A 20,728-nucleotide genomic window follows, 5' to 3' on the forward strand; every position below is an offset into this window, starting at 1 on the left:
AAATTATGCAAAAGGCTCATCTTATTATCGCCAAAAATTTCTTTACCGCTACTTATTATCTGAAGAGCATTTTTTATATGTTGTTCAGATAGTGCAAAATAACCAAGTGATCTCTGAAGTTCGCTTCTCATGATTTCTATTCGTGCTCTTATGGCAAAACTGTGGGGCTCCCGACTGTATTTTATGTTAATATCAACAAGCTTTGCTGCAGTATTTAAATCATCTTTATAATTGATGAGGAATTTTGCCCTAACGTTTCTAAGTACATCTTGTTTTCTACCTGGTACGATTTTCTCTAAAGCATCTAACTCATCTTCTACACCATCAAATTCAAACAAATCGATTTTTAAATTAACCAATGACAATCTTGATTCAAAGAATTTACTATCTGTTTTAATCGCCATAGTATAGTGTTCCTTAGCAGCATCCGTATCCCCCTTTAATTCAGCTATCCTTCCCATCCGATGATTAAATGAGGGATTATTTTTATCTAATGATAATGCCCTGCTCATAATATAGTAAGCGGAGTCATAATCCCCTCGTTCTTCAAATATTTTTGATTCCACTTGTAAGACAAACGGATTCATTGCATCAATCTCTTTGGCACGCCTCACATAACCTTCTGATTGAGTTAAGTCACCCAATTGGTAATAGCATTCGGCTGAATCTCTAATGCTAGGTAGATGATCGCCACGTTCAGTAATCGCCAAGGAAAACCACTTTAATGCCGGTTCCCACTGATTTCTTGACATTTCAAGCCTACCTAAAGCATGAAGAACTGTAACATCCTTTGGTCTTTCTTTGTTCATTTGTAACAAAACTGGTTCAGCCTCATGGGCTCGATCTAACCGTATTAAACAGCGAGCAGAATAAAGTCTGACATTCCAATTATCAGGGTTATTTCCAATAATCAGTTCAGCATATTGGAGGGCCAATTTATACTCTCTACTATCATATAAATCTTTCACAACTTGCCCAAGGTAACCGAGTAAGTCACTTCTTAGAGAAATTGCCTCTTTATAATCTCCAGAAAGAGCTACTAATCTAAATACACAAGGCAATAGTTTGGAGTGAAACGGACTGCCAACTTGAAAACTCTGTAACCTTTCTTTTGCAATTATAGCCACTTTTCCTGCAAATTCCGAGAAACCTGCACCATTTGAAATGCTTCTAAAATAATAATCTTGAACTAAGGGGTGTACTTTGAAGAAACCTTCATCATGAGTTATCAATCCAGCTGAAAGCGCCTCATCAACAGTACTTCTAAATAATTCATCATCAAACTCTAGAACTTGTGCAATATCTTCACCTGGTAAAGGACCGTCTACAAGAGAGATTGTCTCGAGAAGCCTTACTGCATTATGAGATAATTTAATTTCACCCAATAAATATTTAGCAATGTCGACCCTTAAATTTACAATCTCTGATGGGAAATTTATTAAATGTTCTGCCCCATATTTATCGATCATTGATGCTATAATTCTTGCAGCAAGTGGGTAGCCAAACAGCATTCTTGCTATAGGTATTATTTTTTCTTTTTCCTCTGTTCTTCCAGTCTGAATCTCCAAATTATTATTAATAATAGTCACTAGATGGTCTTCATTTATAGCCTCTAGGCGGATCGTTTGGTGGTACTTCGCAAATTCCATACCCAAAACTAAGTGCCTTGTGGTTGTAAAAAATAGTGGTCTTTTATGGAATGCACTTGTCCCCTGAACTAATTCAAAAAGGAATTCTAATTCCTTTCCAAGATCCCCTTCTTCTTCTAACCAATATTGAATATCAAAAAACGCAATAATAAATCCTTTAGAATGAAGTATTTCTATGACTTTTGCGAGGAATTTTTTACTTCCATTTCATTTTTAAAGAGTGGTGGTATAGTTTCTTTAGCCTTTGAAGCTAATTCTAACGAGAGTGCAACAAGATCTAAACCTGGCTTCACTTGTATACCCACAAAATTAGCCTCTTCAAAAAGTATATCCTTCACTCTCTTTACTACTGACTTTTTTCCAATTCCGTGGATTCCAAATAAAGTAATTATTCTAATATCATCGTCATCAATTGCCGTTTCAATCCTACCTAATTCATTTGTTCTATTAACAAACTTCGATCTCCTTGCTCTTGATTCAGCCCTTGTTAATAACATACTTTCAAGATTTTGCAGAAATTCATCTATATTTTCGCCGAGTTTCATGAAAAGAAATGGACGCAAATATAGAGGCAATTCTGTCTCATCGAGACAAACCACTCGTAATCTACAACCATTATCATCCAAATAACGAATAAAAGCCATATGTAACTCGAGTCTCACCCAACTCGATTTAGCTGCATATTCGCTCCAAAACAACAAAAAATCTGTTGCCTTTTCAATTCCGTTTGAAATTTTCTCTAATATTATTTCTCCAGTGTCAATCTCTACTTTATCTAACCACGAGCATTTAGGGCTCAATCTGCTCCAAACTTTTTCGACTATGACTTTATCTTTACTCGAATGTGAAAGAAATACCTTCACCATATCAACCTCCACTATTATGAATTATGATGGTATATCTTGCTTATTCATTGTAGTAGTACTATCGATCTAAACTATGCCCAGTTCCTGATATAAAGAATCTTTATAAACATAATCGCCTGAATCCTTCATTTTGTAGTTTTCAAGTGCGTACTTAATTATTTTGGGATGCAATGTAACGAAAACAGCACCAATGTTTTTTATAACTGCAGGAGTCCGTTCATTATCAAAACTTCTTGATTTATTAAGATTTACCCCGATTATTGTGCATCCCTTTTCTTTAGCGACTTCGGCTTCCCACCGAACATACTTATGCTTGTATCGAGTATCCTCACCAATAAGCATGATATAGTATCCCGCCATATTAATACGTTCCCGGCAACGACGTTTTATATATGCTTCATTTTCGGAATCAATCTCAGAATGTAACTGACAGTCTGTAAAATGAAAATCAATTCTCTCATTCTGCTTCCACGCTTGCATTAGTCTATAGTAATGAATATCTGTACTGCTGAATCCAATAAAAGTTCTAGGTAACCCCATAGTCATCCCTCGCTTTTTAAGGTTGTCCAAGGTTTATTTTTAACCTTCTATGAAAAGCATCTGCATAATTCTGTGGAACCCCTTTGGAGGAGAACTCCCAGTGCTTCTTTTCTTCATTTAACAGAATAGTAGAGGATTTACTTAATAACGAAATGTATTTTTGTAAATCTTCTGAGTTCCTTAATACAGGCCATTTCCACAGATATTCGGGGATATCACTCTTTAACACGGTTGTAAGATAACTTGAAATAGGATACATTTTTTCAGTAGCGATGCCTATTTCAAATGGTACCCACCATGAAAGTCTAGTATTGTATGAAAGAACCGCCAACAAATGGGTACATTGATTTAATCTGTTTTGAATATATTTTGTAAGTTCCTCACTGCTATTTTGCAAATGAGGATCTAACACATCCAAGTATACTTTTATTCCGCTTCGACGAAGCTGGAAAGCAATACTTTCAGCTTGATCAGAATCTTCTTTCTTATGGGATATAAAAATTCTAGTCATAATGCCCTCCGTATTAAAATGGTGATTTTGCTAATAATGCTGCTAATTTTCCTATTTGTTCTTCAGTAGTTTCCCTTTGCCATTTTCCAATTACTATTGACTCAGCACGCGCTTTTGTTTCCGAATATTTTACTTGATCTCCAATGCCAAAATAAGCTTCTTCTAGCGTAGCGAGTATCCAATATCTGTCGCCTCTGCTTTCAAAGTTGTACTCAAGTAATGACTCACAAATTGAAATAACTTTTTGCCGCGCTCTAGTTGCCAGCACATAATCTGCAATAGCATTAATCTTGTCACTAATGTTACCTCTTACATTAAGGAGATACGCATAATTTATCCCGTTATAATAATCATTTTTAATGTAGAAGCTTTTCTCGTAATAAAAAATCGATTTATCCAACCAAGCTTTATCTTCAGTTGATTCCCATAGTCTTTTACAAACAGCTCCAAGAAGTCCCAAAGTTTCAGGGTCTGTTGTAACCTGAGGTTCAAGTGTTTGTAATACGTCATAGGCCTCATATAACGATGTAAGAACATCCGGATGCTTACTCTTATAAGTTGACAGTGCGATTCTCTGTTTGATAAATGTACTATTGGGGTCTATCACCAAAGCTGCTTGAAATAAACTTTTAGCACCCAAAAAATCGTTTTTATCTAAGGCAGATTGGGCAAAATCCAAGATTGAGCTTAATGAGTCTCTTGGATTTGAAGCATCTATATCTGGTGCTTTGCGCAAGGCTGGAGGTGTTAAGTCATTTAAAAATGTATAAACAGGACTATCGATATTAGGAGTACTTAAGATTTGCTCTATTGCCTCTTTAAGTTCGCCACGGAACCGCACAACCTCATCATGATCTATACCTTTACCTAAATGTTCATAAGGACGAATAACGATGTGGTTTAAATCAAATGGATACTTAAGCTCTTTCTCTGCTATTGCGATTGTTGTATACGGTTTCAGTGCATGTCTGATGCCTAATTCATAAAAAGCATTAGGATTGTATGCGGACAAATCCGCTACAACAACATCAGCAGCAAATAAGTAATAGTACATAGGCACATCAATGATCCCTGAGTGTTTTAAATCATCGGCCCGAATACACTTCAGGCCAGCTTCTTCGACTGCAGGCTTGACTATATTGCGGTATGTCTTATCCAAGTCAAGATCTCTGCCCGTTGAATAATCCGTTTTAACTCCATAGCCCATTACAACGAAACAAATTTTTCAGACATAAAATATTGACCCTCCCGAAAATAAAAGGGCGTAACCAATAATCTAATGTCAGTTACGCCCCGATGTCAGTTAATATTTAAATTCTTCTGTCTCCGCCTGTGCCATCAATTCCGCCTGTTGAAGCACCAGATCAATCGCCATCTTCTCCAAATCAGGCGGGTAACCGTATTTCTTCAGCAGCCGCTTAACCGTAATTCTCATCTGTGCTCGCACGTTTTCGCGAAGCGTCCAGTCGACCTTGATGTTGCTCTTTATCGCTTGGGTCAGTTCGTGTGCGATCTGCTTCAACATGAGATCGCCCATTAGTTCTTTGGCCGATTCGTTCGAAGCTAGAGCGTCATAGAAGGCCAGTTCTTCCTTGATTAGACCGAGATCTTCGCCGCGCTTAACAGCCGCGTTCATCTCTTTGGCCATCTGAATGAGCTCTTCGATGACCTGAGTCGTTTCGATGGTGCGGTTGTTGTATTTCCGGATGGCTTCCTCCAGCATCTCGGAAAATTTCTTCGATTGAACGATACTGGTCCGGGATACAGCCTTCACTTTCCCTTGAAGCAGCCTGCGGAGAAGCTCCACCGCCAGGTTCTTCTGCTTCAATCCGCGCACATGCTCCAGGAATTCATCCGATAATATCGCAATGTTCGGTTTCTGCAAGCCTACCGCTTCCAAAATATCGACCACTTCATCGGATACGACCGACTTCGAGATCAGCTGATTCAATTCGGCGTCGAGTTCTTTCGTCGTTTTCTTCTTGTTTTCGTCCGTTATCAGCTTGATAATACCAGATTTAACCGCTTTGAAGAAGCTGATCTCGACATTGACCTCCTCCGCAGCGCGGGTCGTCGCACAGAGCGAGAAGGCTCTCGCCAATTCCGTCGTCCAATTCAGGAAGTTCCGCTTGCCTTCTTCACCCAACCCGAGAACATAGTCGACCGTCTCGACGATCGCTTTCATGCGTTCGGATGCTTTCTCCGAAGCAAATTTGCGGTAGTCATACCCATGCAGCAGTTCGCGAATGAGCTGCAGCCTTTCCAGCATGAAATCAACGGCTTGGTCCGTGTCGATGCCTGCGGTTTTTCGGTCGTTTTCCGTATATTGTTGAAGCGCTGATTTCAGCAAATCCGCAATCCCGATATAATCGACAATCAGACCGCCCGGCTTGTCGCGGAATACCCGATTTACGCGGGCGATCGCCTGCATCAGGTTATGGCCTTTCATCGGCTTGTCGATATACATCGTATTCATGCTTGGCACGTCAAACCCGGTGAGCCACATATCGCGGACAATCACGATCTGTAGTGGATCGTTCACATCCTTCATCCGTTTCGCCAAATGTTCACGGCGCCGCTTGTTCCCGATAAACGGTTGCCACTCTTCCGGGTCGCTGGAACTTCCGGTCATGACGATTTTGATCTTGCCTTCGTTGTCGTCGTCGCTGTGCCAATCCGGTCGGAGCGCTGCAATCGCTTTGTACATATCAATGGCAATCCGCCGCGACATCACGACGATCATCGCTTTGCCGAAACCGGCTTTCTGCCTCTGCTCAAAATGTTCGACGATATCCTGTGCGACTTTCTTGACCCGTTTCTCCGCACCCGCCAACGCTTCAAGCCGGGCCCAACGCGACTTCAAACGTTCTCGCTGGGTGTATTCCTGATACTCCGTAATTTCCTCATACTCGCTGTCGATGACCGGGCGCTCTGCCTCCGACAACTCCAGGCGAGCAATGCGGCTTTCGTAATAGATTTTGACCGTTGTTCCGTCTTCTACGGCACGGGTCATATCGTAAATATCGATGTAGTCCCCGAAGACGGCAGGCGTATTTTTGTCCGTCAGCTCTACCGGTGTTCCGGTAAAACCGATAAAAGAAGCGTTCGGCAGCGCATCGCGCATATACTTGGCATAGCCGTACTTGATTGTCGCTTCATCATCCCCGGAGACCATTTCCGCCTGAAACCCGTACTGGCTGCGATGCGCCTCGTCTGCGATCACGATGACGTTGCGGCGTTCCGTCAGCACAGGATACTTGCCTTCATTTTCTTCGGGGGTGAACTTATGTACCGTTGTGAAAATGATCCCGCCCGACTCCACCGACAAGAGTTGACGCAGATGCGCCCGGTTCTCCGCTTGCTGAGGCGTCTGCCGAAGCAAGTCCTTCGATTTGCTGAACGTGCTGAACAGCTGATCGTCCAGGTCATTCCGGTCCGTCACAACCACGATCGTCGGATTGTTCAACGTCAGCACGAGTTTGCCCGCGTAGAATACCATGGACAAGCTTTTGCCGGAGCCTTGCGTATGCCAGATGACACCGATTTTGCGGTCCCCTTCATCCATCGTCGCTCGCTGCGTGCTCGCAATCGCTTTGTTGGTAGCGTGGTATTGGTGGTATCCGGCCAATATTTTGAACAGATGCTCCCCGTCGGTCTGAAACAGCACGAAATGCTTGATGATGTCGAGCAGCCGGCTTTTTCAAACATCCCTTTAATCAGCACTTCGAGCTGGGGCAGGGAGGAGGGGGCCACGTCATCGCCGTCGATCGTGCGCCACATCATAAAGCGGTCTTCGTTCGCTGTCAGCGTGCCGACCCTGGCATTCACGCCGTCACTGATAACGAGGAACGAGTTGTAGGTAAACAGGGATGGTATGGCGCTTTTGTACGATTGCATCTGATTGTAGGCGTCGCTGATCCCGACTTCTTCGTTGGAGGCGCTTTTCAACTCGAGTACGGCGATCGGCAAGCCGTTCACGAACACCACAATATCCGGGCGCTTCTCCCCCTGATTCTCGACGACGGTAAACTGGTTGACGACAAGAAAATCGTTGTTACCGATTCGGTCCGGGTCGGTGTCGAACAACCATACTTTTTCCGTCGGATATTCGCCATTAGCCGCTCTATACTGAACATCGATTCCATCGGTGATCATTTTCTGGAACGCCTTGTTGTTGATCAGGAGGCTCGGACTGCGCGGCACTTCAATGATGCGGATCGCTTCCTCGATGGCTTCGCGCGGCAAACGTTTATTTATGCGAATTAATGCATCGCGCAGCCTGTCTTTCAGGATGACGTCATGGTAAAATTGCCGTTCGGGATACTCACCTTCGGGGGAAATGTCCGGACCGTAAGCTTTCTCGTAGTTCAGTTCCTCGAACCATTCCAATGCAGCCTGCTCCAGGTCGCTTTCGGTATAGGATGTGGTATAGTAGGCCATCGTTGCACCTCCTTTGGGTTAGGGTTGGTATATTGCACTGCTCTCTGCAACCATTGGCAGATCGGGAGCGCTGTGATCCCGCTCGACAGGGACACGGATCTCACCGGACATCAGTTTGGGGAGAAGGGTGTCGCGGATGTGCTGCAAATTTTGAATTTCATTTATTTTTCAAGCATCAACGAGTAAAGTTCATTGACTAGCTCATCGAACTTCATTACCAGTGCAGTATCAGGCAAAATAGTTTTCAAGTTTTGAAAAGTTGAAACTGTTATTGCATCAAACACTGCGCCACTAGCGTTTTTTCGTAAAACATTAATTAGTTGTTGTGTCTGATGAAAGACGTACTTCTGGGTATAGCCGTTTTTCGCCAAAAGGGCATAGCAGGATTGATTCATCGCCATGTCCCTACCTGCAAGTGCGACTTTTCCAACAGTTCCCCTTGCGGTTATAAATACAGTATCAATTTTGTACAACTTACTGTTGCAATTGTTTAATCCATCTTCAGTAATGGTTTTCTCTGTGTTGATTACATAAGAAGAGTTGGAACAATCTTTTGGAGTAAAAAAAGGAATTTCCCCATTCCAATATTCCGATGTACTCGTCCTCGGTGTACCTCCACTCTGTACATCAAATATATCGGTTGCTCTCCCAACCCTCCAGCCTTTGGGAATCAGCCCTAACTCACTTTCCTCAAACTCGCCACCGCTAGACTTATACGGTTCCCCGTTTTCATTTGGAAACTCGAAGTCCACAAACCAACGTTTAAAAAGGGCTTGGGCCATTTCTTCAAGGTTTTTGTTGATGGCGTTGTTGAGTTCAATTTTATCGTCCAAAGCTCGTAATATATTTGCGATACCTTTTTGCTCTAGTATAGGTGGAAGCAATATTCTTATCGAATTTAAATTAGCTTTCGACAGCTTGGGTTGAACGGATCCTGTGATATATCCGCTAATATCAATACTGTTAAGATAATAATATAGGTAGTAGAGGTCTGAATCCTTATTGTTTAATAAAATATGGGCGTGATTATTTACCCAAAACTTCCCTTTTGCAATATTAGCAATATTTTGTTTTCTTGATTTTAAATTTTCTCCATCTTCTGCAATAAGCAAAAACTCGCCATCAAAAATGTAACTATCAACGTAATCGATAATACCCTGCGCACCATAATATGGATATATCTTTTTCAACTGTTCTCTTTCCCTTGATGATAAAGGAACACGTTTATTATTTAGATTTATTGAAACATCTTCAAGTTTTTTTGTTTCCCATTTAAAACTCAAACCCGATCCCCCCAAGACACTTGCGAATCTCATCTTCCAGCTGCCGGGACTTGGCGAACTGTTCCGCCAGTTCCGCTGTCAGCCGCGCCATTTTGTCCTCGAACGGTTCGTCGTCTTCTTCCACTTCTTCAATCCCAACATAACGGCCCGGCGTCAAAATATACTCGTGCTCCTGTACTTCCGCGAGCTTGGCCGCTTTGCAGAAGCCTTTCACATCTTCGTAGGTTCCGGCTTCTGGCTGTCCGCGCCATGCATGGTACGTATCAACGATCTTCCGAATGTCCTCCGTGCTTAATTCGCGGTGTGTCCGGTCTACCATGTGGCCCATTTTGCGGGCATCAATGAACAGGATTTCACCGCGGCGATCCCGCCATCCCCGCGGGGCCTTGTTCTTGGCGATGAACCAAAGGCAAACCGGGATTTGTGTTGAATAGAACAATTGCCCCGGCAAGGTGACGATGCAATCTACCAGATCGGCATTCACCAGTTTGCTGCGGATTTCAAATTCAGCCGTCGTGCTCGTCGACATAGAACCGTTCGCAAGTACGAAACCGGCCACACCGCTCGGTGCAAGCTTGTGCACAATATGCTGAATCCAGGCATAGTTCGCGTTACCTGCCGGCGGAACACCGTACGTCCACCGCGCATCCTCCGCCAGCCGTTCGCCGCCCCAGTCGCTGATGTTGAACGGCGGATTCGCCAGAATGAAGTCGGCTTTCAGATTTTTATGTAAGTCGTTATGGAATGTATCCGCATGATGCTCGCCTAGGTTGCCGTCGATGCCGCGGATCGCCAGGTTCATTTTGCACAGCCGCCACGTCGTCGGGTTCGACTCTTGCCCATAAACCGCGATATCGCCGATGCGCCCCTGATGTTCTTCCACAAACTTTTCGCTTTGCACGAACATGCCGCCGGAACCGCAGCAGGGGTCGTACACGCGACCTTTGAAAGGTTGGATCATCTCGACGAGCAGCCGGACAACGCTTGTCGGCGTATAGAATTCCCCGCCGTTCTTGCCTTCCGCGCTGGCAAATTTGCTAAGAAAGTACTCATATACTCGGCCCAGAACGTCTTTCGAACGGCTTTCTTCGTCACCGACTTTGAACGAGAATAGGTCGATGACTTCGCCAAGACGGGTTTTATCGAGCGCCGGCCTGGCGTAATCTTTCGGCAGCACGCCTTTCAGCGACGGGTTTTCTTTCTCGATCGCGATCATGGCGTTGTCGATGATTTGACCGATTTCCGGTTTTTTCGCATTATCCTTGATATGACTCCAACGCGCCTCTTTAGGTACCCAGAAAATGTTCGCTGCCACATATTCGTCCCGATCTTCAGGATCGGCATATGGCTCGTTTTTCAACGCTTCGTATTTCTCTTCAAATGCATCAGAAACATATTTCAGGAACAGAAGACCGAGTACCACATGCTTATACTCCGCCGCATCCATGCTGCCACGTAGCTTATCAGCCATGCTCCAAAGTTTTTCTTCAAACCCGATATTCGCGGTTGCCATTGTCCAGAATTCCTCCTCAATAGAGTTGCTCGTATAACTGATTTTTCACTCGTTCCCAGCGGTTAGCCGCTTCCCGTACAACTTCTTTATATCGTTCCTTCTCCTGGGTATATCGCTGTATTAATTCTTGTTGTTTGTTTTCGGGTACCAGAGGCAATTCCATTTCCGCCACATCCGCCGGATTCAAGTTCATCACGGTCGTTCCCCGCTGGAAACTTTGAATGAGCGCCGTACCGACCGGGCTTTCCAGAAACATTTTGGCGAAATGGCTCTTGATCGCCGACTTGAAACGGATGACCAAAATATTCGCAGAAGCGATGACCATCCCTTGGGCCTCGGGAAAAACAGCCAGCTTATTCACGGTCCCCCGGCACGTCATGACCAGATCGCCGGGGAGAATCTCGTAGCGCTTCACTTTCCGCTCTTCCTCGTCAATCGTCTCAAGCTGATCCAATAACACTTCGCCATCGTCCAAATTGGAAATATTCAGCACCTTAATGTTTCCGGGCCTTAGATCCTGCTTAAGAACCGATTTGCCGCGAAAAATATCCGCCACATCGCGCAGCTTCACTTTCGGGGTCGCAGCTTGCTGGAACGAACGCAGCGTATCCTGATCTTCATCCAGCAGCAATTCGATCCGCCAATGATCCAGCTGTCGGAACGGGTCGGGGTGGATGGAAATCTCCCGGTCCACCACGAGCTTCGACTTCTCCATATGCAGCCGCCCGAGGATCACTTCTTCCGCAGGCGCTTTACCGAAATCAACCTGGTATGTCTTGACGGAAGTGTAGGGGCGAAACAATCCGTCCGGAAGCGAATAGATCGATTGCACCGGCGCCAGTTCATTCATTTGTTTTCGCCAGCTTGCGATCGCGCCGGATTGAAACAGCATTCGCGCAGGAAAGGTCACGCTCATTATGCCACCATCCTGCAAGAGCGGAAGTAGGTAGCTGGCCGCTGCGCCTTCGGATTCCCGAACAGCAACATTTTCATCGTTCATTTTCATCCCAAAATTCGGCATCGCAAGGATCGCATCGAATTGACGATCCAAAGGCAATGGCTGATAAATGGAACCTTGTACAACGTGGATATTCGAACAGGACTCGAAATACGTCTTGAACAATCTTCCGATGATGTAGTTTTCCGTTAACAACGTGATCGTCCATGAGCGATGGTAACATTTCGTTTCGACGAGTCCTTTGATATACTTTTCCGCTTCTGCAATCAGAAGGTTCTTGCCATTGCGCCGCTCACACCGGTCGATGAACCGCTCGACGATTCCAGGATGGACGATAATGCCGCCTGTCACCCGATCTTGTTGGATCGTTAACAGGGCGTATTCCAACAGATCCATATCCTTGCCGGTTTGGTACAGTTTATAAAATAAATCCCGATCGCCGGGAAAATGGCCTAATTCCCTCTCTAAGGCGCGTTCCTTCATCCATTGAAACAACTTCTCGGGTTCAGTCGTAAGTGATGCATCCTCCAACTGTTGTTGGTCCAACAGCTGTTGCGTCCGCTTCACTCGAATAGCTTCGCGAAGCAGCTGATCACGGGTTGAGATATCATGAAGCAAGCAGATATTCCAAAAAGATTCAATCAATTCATCACCCTCTTCCACTACCAAAAGACACCTAAATAATACCATGTATGAATTAAGTATTGCAATACTAAAAATCGAGTAAGAGCATCCAACTCGTTAACCGAATAGTTTTCCGTTGATCCGATACGCCCAATTCCTAATTGCGCTTTGATATTGCTTGACCTTTTCGATATTTAAGCCGTTGCATTGGTTTAAAACGTTCTGGTCCCAATGGCCGCTTTTTTGAACAAGCCCTTCAAGAAGCAACTTAATATCACGCTCAATCGTTTTTATTGAAGTCTGCTGGATTAGGTGAAGAATCAATGTCGATATAGACCAATCATCCGGCCTGGCCACTTCGATAACAAACCTAGTCAAGATACCATTATCCGCCTGAACGATCGCGCAAGTCCGGCGGGAGCCGTTTGGACATACAGAAAATCTTTTGCCGGGAGGAACCCTGAGCACAGACATTCGGATATGTCCGGGAAAGACATGCTTTGAATCATCTCGAAAAAAGATTCAAGACCGAATGCTTCTGTGATCGGTATGGTTTCGAGCGTCTGAAAATCGATTGGAGGCGTATCGCCGCCGACCATCGAATCCTGTGTGCTTACTTCCTCTAGTCCTCCTGAATTCTTCCCGCCTCTGCCGGAGGTGACGATCACGTCATTGCCGGTATGGGAATGCCTTACTTTCTCTTGACGAGTAGTAACTCTCGGGTAATTGGAGAATCGTATAAACGTAGGAGGGGTCTCCAATACTTCTTGCCTCGCATTTTCCCTGGCATTTTCGCTTTAATCAATATGTAGTCCTCATTCTCGGATTTGGGTGTTATTCGAACTTGTTTATCTCCCGAAATCGATTCGCAGCGCTTCTTCGATGAATGCCAAAATACGATTTCCTCCGCCTGATGTTTAAATCCGCTAACTCCGAGGATCTCTTTAACCAAGACGTAAATATGAATTGTTCTCCTCGAACGTGACATGGAACGCGAGTTGCTCAGTAAAGAAGAATTTATGACCTTTGAGGAAGCTTACGCAGTTGTAGATCGTTATATGGATTTCTATAACAACTGGAGAAAGCACAGCCGTTTGAAACGGATGTCTCCGATTTCGTTCACGAAGTGGGTCTCCGAGCTCGCGATCGTTCCAAGTTCCATGTCTCCGTGTAGGCGTCGGAGTAAGGCTCTCCATGTCAAGCCATGGCACCAACAGTAGTACCATAGATTCGAAAATTGGAGCGATTCTACGAAAGAACAACGATTTCTATGATTCTGTTGATTATTATCAAGAGACAATAATTCATGTCCGTCCCCCTTCATCCCCACCAAGCCTCCAATCCCTTGCCGCACAAGGCTTCGCGGCATAAGAAATAGTTAGTAAAAATTGGTAAGTAAATAAAAAGTGTCCATGGATTTGAAAGAAATTAGGCGAAAAGTTGAAAGGGAGCACGAAAACGGAACGTTGGAAATGTCCAGGGAAATAATTCGAGTAGTTAGCTGGGGAAGCTCAATCGGGGTCATAGCAGGATAAGGTATATTGGGAAATTTCTTGATATATCTGTGTTCGTTCCTGCCCCCTTCCCCTGTACTTTTTCAACAAAAGAAAAAGCCAAACATGGATCAAGGCAAGCCCCTAACCATGCTCGGCTTTTTGGACATTATTGATTGTCCCTGGACACTTTTTATTGCCCCAGGACGGGATTTATTAGCTGTCTACAAAAACATTCAAGTACCCCGTCCCGCTCACTCCACTGTCACGCTTTTCGCCAGATTGCGCGGTTTATCCACATCGTTCCCCCGCGCCAGCGAAGCGTAGTAGGCGAGCAGCTGCAGCGGGACGACGGACAGCGCCGGCGTCAGCAGCGGCAGCGTCTTCGGAATGACGAACAGCTCGTCGACGGATTTGCCGATCTCGTCCTCGCTGCCGCTTCCGACGATCGCCAGGACCCGGGCGCCGCGCGCCTTCACTTCCTTGATATTGCTCAGCGTTTTTCGTACAGCGCCTCCTGCGTAATGAGAGCAACGACCGGAACGCCCTCCTCGATGAGCGCCAGCGTTCCGTGCTTCAGCTCCCCGGCCGCATAGGCCTCGGAGTGAATGTACGAAATCTCCTTCAGCTTGAGCGAGCCTTCCTGGGCGACAGCAAAGTCCAGGCCACGGCCGATGAAGAACAGATTATCATGCTTCGCCAATTGATTGGCGACCTGGGACAGTACGGTCTTCTGTTCCAGAATGGATTCGACCTGCTCCGGCAGCGACTGCATCGCGGCCACAATCCGTCCGATCTCCTCCCGCTCGATCGTGCCGCGCATCTGCGCCAAATACAGGCCAAGCAAATAGAAGGCAATTAACTGGGACGTATAAGCTTTCGTGGAGGCCACCGCGATCTCCGGTCCGGCCCACGTAATAATGCAGTCGTCCGCTTCGCGGGCTACCGAGCTGCCGACAACGTTCGTAATCGCCAGCACCCGTGCTCCGCAGCGCTTCGCCTCGCGCAGCGCTGCCAACGTATCGGCCGTTTCGCCCGATTGGCTGACCACGATCACGAGCGTATCCGGCGTAATGATCGGCGAGCGGTAGCGGTACTCCGATGCGACATCCGTCTCCACCGGAATGCGCGCCAGCGACTCGATAATCGACTTGCCGACAAGTCCCGCATGGTAGGCCGTACCGCAGGCGACGACATGAACCTTGGCGATCCGCTTGATCTCTTCATCCGTCATGCCGATCTCGTTCAGCACGACCGATTGGCCGTCTTCGCCGATCCGTCCGCGCATCGTGTCGCGATATGCCTGCGGCTGCTCGAAAATTTCTTTCAGCATAAAGTGATCGAATCCGGCTTTCTCCGCGGTGACCAAATCCCAATCGACATGAAATATTTCCTTGGAAATAAATTCGCCGTCGGTCGTCATGATTTCGACACCATCGCGAGTCAGAACGGCCATCTCTCCGTCCTCCAAAATATACACATCCCGCGTATATTCCAGAATGGCGGGAATATCCGAGCCGATAAAATTCTCGCCTTTGCCGACACCGATGACGAGCGGGCTCGCAAAGCGGACGGCCACCAGCTTCTCCGGTTCGTACTCCGTCAATACGCCGATCGCGAACGCGCCGCGCATCCGTTTGACGGCGCGCTGCACCGCGCGCACGATGTCGCCGTCGTACTCTTCCGCAATGAGATGGGAAATGACCTCCGTATCGGTTTCCGACACGAAGCGATGGCCTTTTTCGATCAATTCCTCTTTCAACTCGAGATAGTTTTCGACAATGCCGTTATGCACGACCGAAAACTTCGACGAATTATCCGTATGCGGGTGAGAATTGACGTCCGACGGCTCGCCATGAGTCGCCCAACGGGTATGCCCGATGCCGACGGAACCGTGCAGCGGTTCGCCGCGCAGCTTATCTTCCAGCACGGCCAGACGGCCTTTCGACTTGCGAATCGACAAACCGTCTTTCGTGAACACGGCGATGCCGGCAGAATCGTAGCCGCGGTACTCCAGCTTCTTAAGCCCTTCGATCAAAATATCCTGTGAATCCCGCTTGCCGATATATCCCACTATTCCACACATGTTTGAACAAACCTCCGTTTACGGGTAATATTCCCCCGCTCCCGGACGCCCATCCCCATGCGGCACACAGGCTCTTTATTCAATTGTCGCTTCTCGCATCATCTGTTGTCGCTTATGATGCCGTTCCGCACCCCAAATCGCCTGCGTCCGCCGGTAGCGGCATCCCAGGACATTCGGGGAACACGCATTTTATTGCGAATATCCATGTCCTAAAAATTCAATCCGATTAAATACCAAGACCGTAAAAACGATAAATCCGCGCTTCAACAGCCAATCCGATATCCGGGACGAATCGCCGGATCGCCGGAAAGCCGCAAAACAGCACAAGTCCCGGCCCGGTTCCCTTTCCGCTGCCTGAACCTGCATAAGCGCATTCCGCCGAACGTTTGTCAGAGCGGTTGCCCGTCTCCTTTTGACGTATCGGCTTACGGTTCGAATGCGTAACCGGGAGGTCCCCGCCGAACAAGTTCGAACACCTCCACCTCGTCAGCTTGCCTTTATGACGCGACCGTCATCTCCATCAGCAAGCTCTGGCGCTTGTCAAACGTTGGAATGATCTGCCCTCGCTTTCTCTTCCGGAATCATATTTCCTATCATATTCATTTTTGCATCACGGCGCAACCTGAACTTTCGAACTAAAATCCCGGATGCGCCCGATGCGCCAAATGAAGACGTCTTGACCATGCCGCAAGCCTCGTACCTGTCCGCAGTGGTTCGCGTTTGCGGGCCGCTGGGCGGATGTCCGCACATCCGCAAGTACAGTCACCTGGTAATTTTACCCGACGAACGAACGGATCGCTCGTCCCGCTTCGAAGTACGGCACTGCTGCGGCATGCCCGTGTCCCCCGAAGCTTACCCCAACTCGGACTTCACCGCATCGGCAATGCGGGATACGTAAGCTTCGATCTCCGCTTTGTCCGGCCCTTCGGCCATGACGCGGATCAGGTTCTCGGTGCCGGAAGGGCGTACGAGCACCCGGCCGTTGTCGCCAAGCTTCTCCTCCGCTTCGCGAATCACCGCCGCAATCGCCTGATTGTCCTTGAACAGCGACTTGTCGGCGACGCGCACATTGACGAGCACCTGCGGATATTTGCGCATAATCGTCTTCAGCTCGGCCAGCGTCCGGCCGGAAGCGATAATCGTATCGACCAACTGCAGCGCCGTCAGAATGCCGTCGCCAGTCGTATTGTAATCGAGGAAAATCACATGTCCCGATTGCTCCCCGCCCAGGTTGTAGCCTCCGCGGCGCATCTCTTCCATCACGTACCGGTCGCCGACGGCCGTCTTCGCCGTCTGCAGCCCGAGACGCTCCGCCGCCTTGAAAAACCCGATATTGCTCATCACCGTCGTCACGATTGTGTCGCCTTTCAGCTTCCCGGCCCGCTTCATCGCCTCGCCGCAAATGCATAAAATATAATCGCCATCTACTTCTTCCCCGTTGCTGTCGATCGCGATAAGCCGGTCGGCATCGCCGTCGAACGACAGCCCGAAATCCGCGCCTTCGGCCAGCACCCGCTCGCGCAAAAACTCCGGATGCGTCGATCCGACGCCGTCATTGATGTTCAGACCGTTCGGCTCGGCGCCGACCGTCACCACTTGCGCTCCCAGCTCCCGGAACACCTGCGGAGCCAGCTCGTAGGCGGCGCCGTTGGCGCAGTCGAGCACGATCTTCAAGCCTTCGAACGAATGGGAGATCGTCGTCTTCAAATAGGCCAGATAGCGCTGTTTCGCTTCCGTGTCGTCCGTCACCGTCCCGATTTCCCCGCCTTCCGGGCGCGGCAGTTCGTCGCGTTCCGCATCCATCAGGCGTTCGATCTCAAGCTCCGTCTCGTCCGACAGCTTAAAGCCGTCACCGCCGAAAACTTGATGCCGTTGTCCTCTACCGGATTATGCGATGCCGAAATCATGACGCCAGCATCGGCTTTCATCTCCCGCGTCAAAAACGCGACGGCAGGCGTGGACACGACGCCGAGTCTTACGACGTTTGCCCCGATAGACGTCAGCCCCGCGATCAGCGCCGCCTCCAGCATCGGGCCGGAGACGCGGGTATCGCGTCCGATGACAACCTTCGGCCTGGCCGTATGTCCGGCCAATACATAACCGCCGCAGCGGCCGATTTTATAAGCAAGCTCAGGCGTAAGCCCGCGATTCGCTACACCGCGGACACCGTCCGTTCCAAAATACTTTCCCATGAATTCATTGCTCCTTTTGCATATAATGGCCTTCCGCATCCGGGCGAAACGTAAGAAGACCGGCGCGCGGCCGCCTTACGTTCCCGTCTGCGCTTCCTCTTCCGGCTCCCGACTTGCGGGCGGATCGTTCTTGTCCGGCGGACTGCCGGTTCCGGTCGTTCCGGTCGGATCGGAACCGTCTTCGTCCGTTTCGCCGGTATTCCCATCTCCGTCATGATCGTTCGGCTTTTCATCCGCCGCGCCGTCCGATTCGCCTTCCCCGTTGGCAGGCGGATCGGGCCCCGCCGGTTCATCCGGCTTGACGATGACGGGCGCCGTCTCCGTAATCTGAACCGTCGCCGAATCGACGCTCGCGGACACAAGCTCGATGAACGGCGGCAGCGCAACGTCCAGCTTCACTTTATGCCGGCCGGCTCGAAGACCGTCGGCATCGACAGAGACGCGCACATCCTTCACCTGCAGCTTCGCCAGAATGTCCGGGGCGCCTCTTACCTGCAAATCCACCAATCCCGAGGCCGGCTCGATCACCGTCGCATCGAACTGCTCCGCAACGTTGTCGATCTCGATCGGCATCTTTTCCAGCGACCGAGTCTCCATTGGTACAACTTCGACCTGCACGGTTACTTTTTGCGGTTCTACGGCTTGAATGGCCCCGCCCGGATTAAGCGTCAGCTCGATGACGCCGGATTCCGTAATTTCGGACAAATTGACGCTTGGGCCGTCGTACACGTCGATTTTGTCCAGCGCCTCCCTCGGACCGAACAGCTTCACCTCTTTAACATTCGGTTTGAACGACGAAATGCTCAAGCCTTCGGGCAATTGCCCGCTCAAGCCGATCCGCAGCGGGACAACCTTGTATTCTTTCGTGATCGGAATTTCGACTTCCGCCGTGGCGGGCCGGATGACCGCATTCGTCAGCTCGTTTCCTTGCTTATCCAGCGCGATGAGCGGTACCCGCTTCACGTTGATGCTCTTATCGGCGCCCGCAATATCGATACGCGCCACAACCCGGTCAACCTTGGCCATGTCGTCTTTCGGCAGCGTCACTTCCACCCGGTTGTCGGAATGCAGCACCGGCGTACCCGCAAGATAACCGTCCTCCGGCTCTCCTTCGGTCACGATGGTGACATCGAACGGCTTCGTAATGAGCGCATCGACCTGTACCGTCGTCCGGTTCGGCGACATTTCGAGCAGTTCGACTCCCCGGGGAAGCTGGCCCACTTTCAAAGGCAACGTATATTTCCCTTCCACAATACCGGTTAAATCGACCGTTACCTGATAGTCTTCGTCTTCATTCGCCGACAGCAGGTTCGTCCGCGTGCCGCGTACGAGAATTCGGACGACGCTCGGTTCCATCGACCGCAGCACATGCGTGCTCTCGTCCATTCCGATCGGCACGATTTTGACGGCCTCGATAACTTTCGTTTCCATATTCGATGCGACGGTGTTCGGCGGGGCCTCCGGATCGAAATGGACGACCGCCCAGAGCAGGACGCCGATAACGGCGGAAACGATTTTCAGCGCTGTCGGATGGCTAAGCCACTTATCCATGGCGGTCCCCTCCTTTCCGCTTCCAGAAGGAAACCTTCGCTTTCGCTTTCGCTTTCGAGTTGGCAGCCTGGTACAGCTCTTCGAACAGCTTCGAGATAAGCGATTCTTCCGTAATGTCGCGCACGATCATGCCGCCCAGCGCCAGCGACACCTGTCCCGTCTCTTCCGAGACGACAACCGCCAGGGCATCGCAAACTTCGCTCACGCCGATCGCGGCACGATGCCTTGTCCCCAGCTCCTTGCTGATAAACGGGTTTTCAGACAACGGCAAATAACAACCGGCCGCCATAATTTGATTGTTCCGAATAATAACCGCACCGTCATGCAGCGGCGTGTTGGGCGTAAAAATGTTAATCAGCAGTTCCGAGCTGACCTTGGCTTCCATCTGTATGCCGGACTCGATTAATTCGTTCACGCCTGTGCTTCGCTCGAACACGATCAGCGCGCCGATTCTTCGCTCGGACATATTCGTGACGGCCTTGATCACTTCCGAGATGCACTCGTTCACCATATCGCGCTCAAGCGTGGTAGAGCGGGAAAACAGCTTGCCGCGTCCGAGTTGCTCGAGCGCGCGGCGCAGCTCCGGCTGGAAAATAATGAGCACCGAGACGACGCCGAACGTAAACATCTGGTTCATCAACCATTTCAACGTATACAGATTGAACCAGGTGCTGACCGCCCATGTCGCCACCAGCATCAATATCCCTTTGAGCAATTGTACGGCCCGCGTTCCTCTAACAAGCTCCATCAGCTTGTAGATAATAAAGCTCACAATCGCCACGTCAATAATATCTTTTATCCAATCATGCCATGTCGTATCGGCAAAATAGTTCATTCGCCTACCCCCACAGGCCGGTGCCTTGTCCGCCATGACAGGCGGTATCTATTCTAACGGTTCCGACCGATTGCCCTCCCTACCATCATGGCAGCCTGCCGGCAAACTAAACGGCAGACAACTTAACTTTATTGTTTTCGAGATAAGATGCCTTATTCCTTTATTATAAAAGAAAAAAGCCTTCCCG

Annotated in this window: 12 protein-coding genes and 3 pseudogenes; 1 reads left to right on the forward strand and 14 read right to left on the reverse strand. The window is 48.5% G+C overall.

Features of this window, described 5'->3' with window-relative positions:
• The 10 genes and pseudogenes from PACILC2_RS18165 to PACILC2_RS29485 form a co-directional block, all read right to left on the reverse strand.
• On the reverse strand, positions 1-1,649 hold a 1,649-nt coding region (locus tag PACILC2_RS18165; protein ID WP_244863620.1), incomplete at its 3' end, for a tetratricopeptide repeat protein.
• Between the two features lie 173 nt (positions 1,650-1,822).
• Positions 1,823-2,515, reverse strand: coding sequence for a toll/interleukin-1 receptor domain-containing protein (locus PACILC2_RS18170; RefSeq protein WP_213529939.1), 693 nt, complete (start codon positions 2,513-2,515; stop codon positions 1,823-1,825).
• A 66-nt stretch (positions 2,516-2,581) separates the two neighbouring features.
• Positions 2,582-3,085 (reverse strand): TIR domain-containing protein, encoded by a 504-nt coding sequence (locus tag PACILC2_RS18175; protein WP_244863616.1) that lies wholly within the window; start codon positions 3,083-3,085, stop codon positions 2,582-2,584.
• Entirely contained in the window at positions 3,072-3,566 is a 495-nt protein-coding gene (locus PACILC2_RS18180) for a toll/interleukin-1 receptor domain-containing protein (protein ID WP_213529941.1), read from the reverse strand. Before PACILC2_RS18180 ends, PACILC2_RS18175 begins: the two co-directional genes overlap by 14 nt.
• Positions 3,567-3,579: 13 nt before the next feature.
• The gene (locus PACILC2_RS18185; protein WP_244863617.1) at positions 3,580-4,725 is read right to left on the reverse strand and encodes a TRAFs-binding domain-containing protein; all 1,146 of its coding nucleotides are present in this window, start codon (positions 4,723-4,725) and stop codon (positions 3,580-3,582) included.
• 144 nt (positions 4,726-4,869) lie between these two features.
• Positions 4,870-8,006 (reverse strand): annotated as a pseudogene (locus PACILC2_RS18190) (type I restriction endonuclease subunit R).
• 161 nt (positions 8,007-8,167) lie between these two features.
• Positions 8,168-9,289, reverse strand: a complete 1,122-nt coding sequence (locus tag PACILC2_RS18195; protein ID WP_244863618.1) for a restriction endonuclease subunit S — start codon at positions 9,287-9,289, stop codon at positions 8,168-8,170.
• The gene (locus tag PACILC2_RS18200; RefSeq protein WP_213529946.1) at positions 9,279-10,802 is read right to left on the reverse strand and encodes a class I SAM-dependent DNA methyltransferase; all 1,524 of its coding nucleotides are present in this window, start codon (positions 10,800-10,802) and stop codon (positions 9,279-9,281) included. The genes PACILC2_RS18195 and PACILC2_RS18200 overlap by 11 nt, the downstream gene beginning before the upstream one ends.
• 16 nt (positions 10,803-10,818) lie before the next feature.
• Positions 10,819-12,450 (reverse strand): restriction endonuclease subunit S, encoded by a 1,632-nt coding sequence (locus tag PACILC2_RS18205; protein WP_244863619.1) that lies wholly within the window; start codon positions 12,448-12,450, stop codon positions 10,819-10,821.
• 51 nt (positions 12,451-12,501) lie between these two features.
• A complete protein-coding gene (locus PACILC2_RS29485) occupies positions 12,502-12,858 on the reverse strand; it encodes a Tn7-like element transposition protein TnsE (RefSeq protein WP_213529948.1) in 357 nt (118 codons plus the stop codon).
• Between the two features lie 512 nt (positions 12,859-13,370).
• Between PACILC2_RS29485 and PACILC2_RS29490 the strand changes: the two genes are divergently transcribed.
• Complete coding sequence (locus PACILC2_RS29490) at positions 13,371-13,604, forward strand: IS3 family transposase (protein ID WP_213529950.1); 234 nt, start codon at positions 13,371-13,373, stop codon at positions 13,602-13,604.
• 527 nt (positions 13,605-14,131) lie between these two features.
• Here PACILC2_RS29490 and glmS read toward each other — a convergent pair.
• The 4 genes and pseudogenes from glmS to cdaA all read right to left on the reverse strand — a co-directional run bounded on the left by glmS (position 14,132) and on the right by cdaA (position 20,541).
• A pseudogene (gene glmS / locus PACILC2_RS18220) lies at positions 14,132-15,963 on the reverse strand (glutamine--fructose-6-phosphate transaminase (isomerizing)).
• Positions 15,964-16,815: 852 nt separating this feature from the next.
• Positions 16,816-18,155: pseudogene (gene glmM / locus PACILC2_RS18225) on the reverse strand (phosphoglucosamine mutase).
• 75 nt (positions 18,156-18,230) lie between these two features.
• Positions 18,231-19,706, reverse strand: coding sequence for a CdaR family protein (locus tag PACILC2_RS18230; RefSeq protein WP_213529952.1), 1,476 nt, complete (start codon positions 19,704-19,706; stop codon positions 18,231-18,233).
• Complete coding sequence (gene cdaA, locus PACILC2_RS18235; protein WP_213529954.1) at positions 19,699-20,541, reverse strand: diadenylate cyclase CdaA; 843 nt, start codon at positions 20,539-20,541, stop codon at positions 19,699-19,701. Before cdaA ends, PACILC2_RS18230 begins: the two co-directional genes overlap by 8 nt.
• Between the last annotated feature and the right edge of the window lie 187 nt (positions 20,542-20,728).

It is taken from the genome of Paenibacillus cisolokensis (assembly GCF_018403665.1).
Taxonomy (GTDB): domain Bacteria; phylum Bacillota; class Bacilli; order Paenibacillales; family Paenibacillaceae; genus Paenibacillus_AH; species Paenibacillus_AH cisolokensis.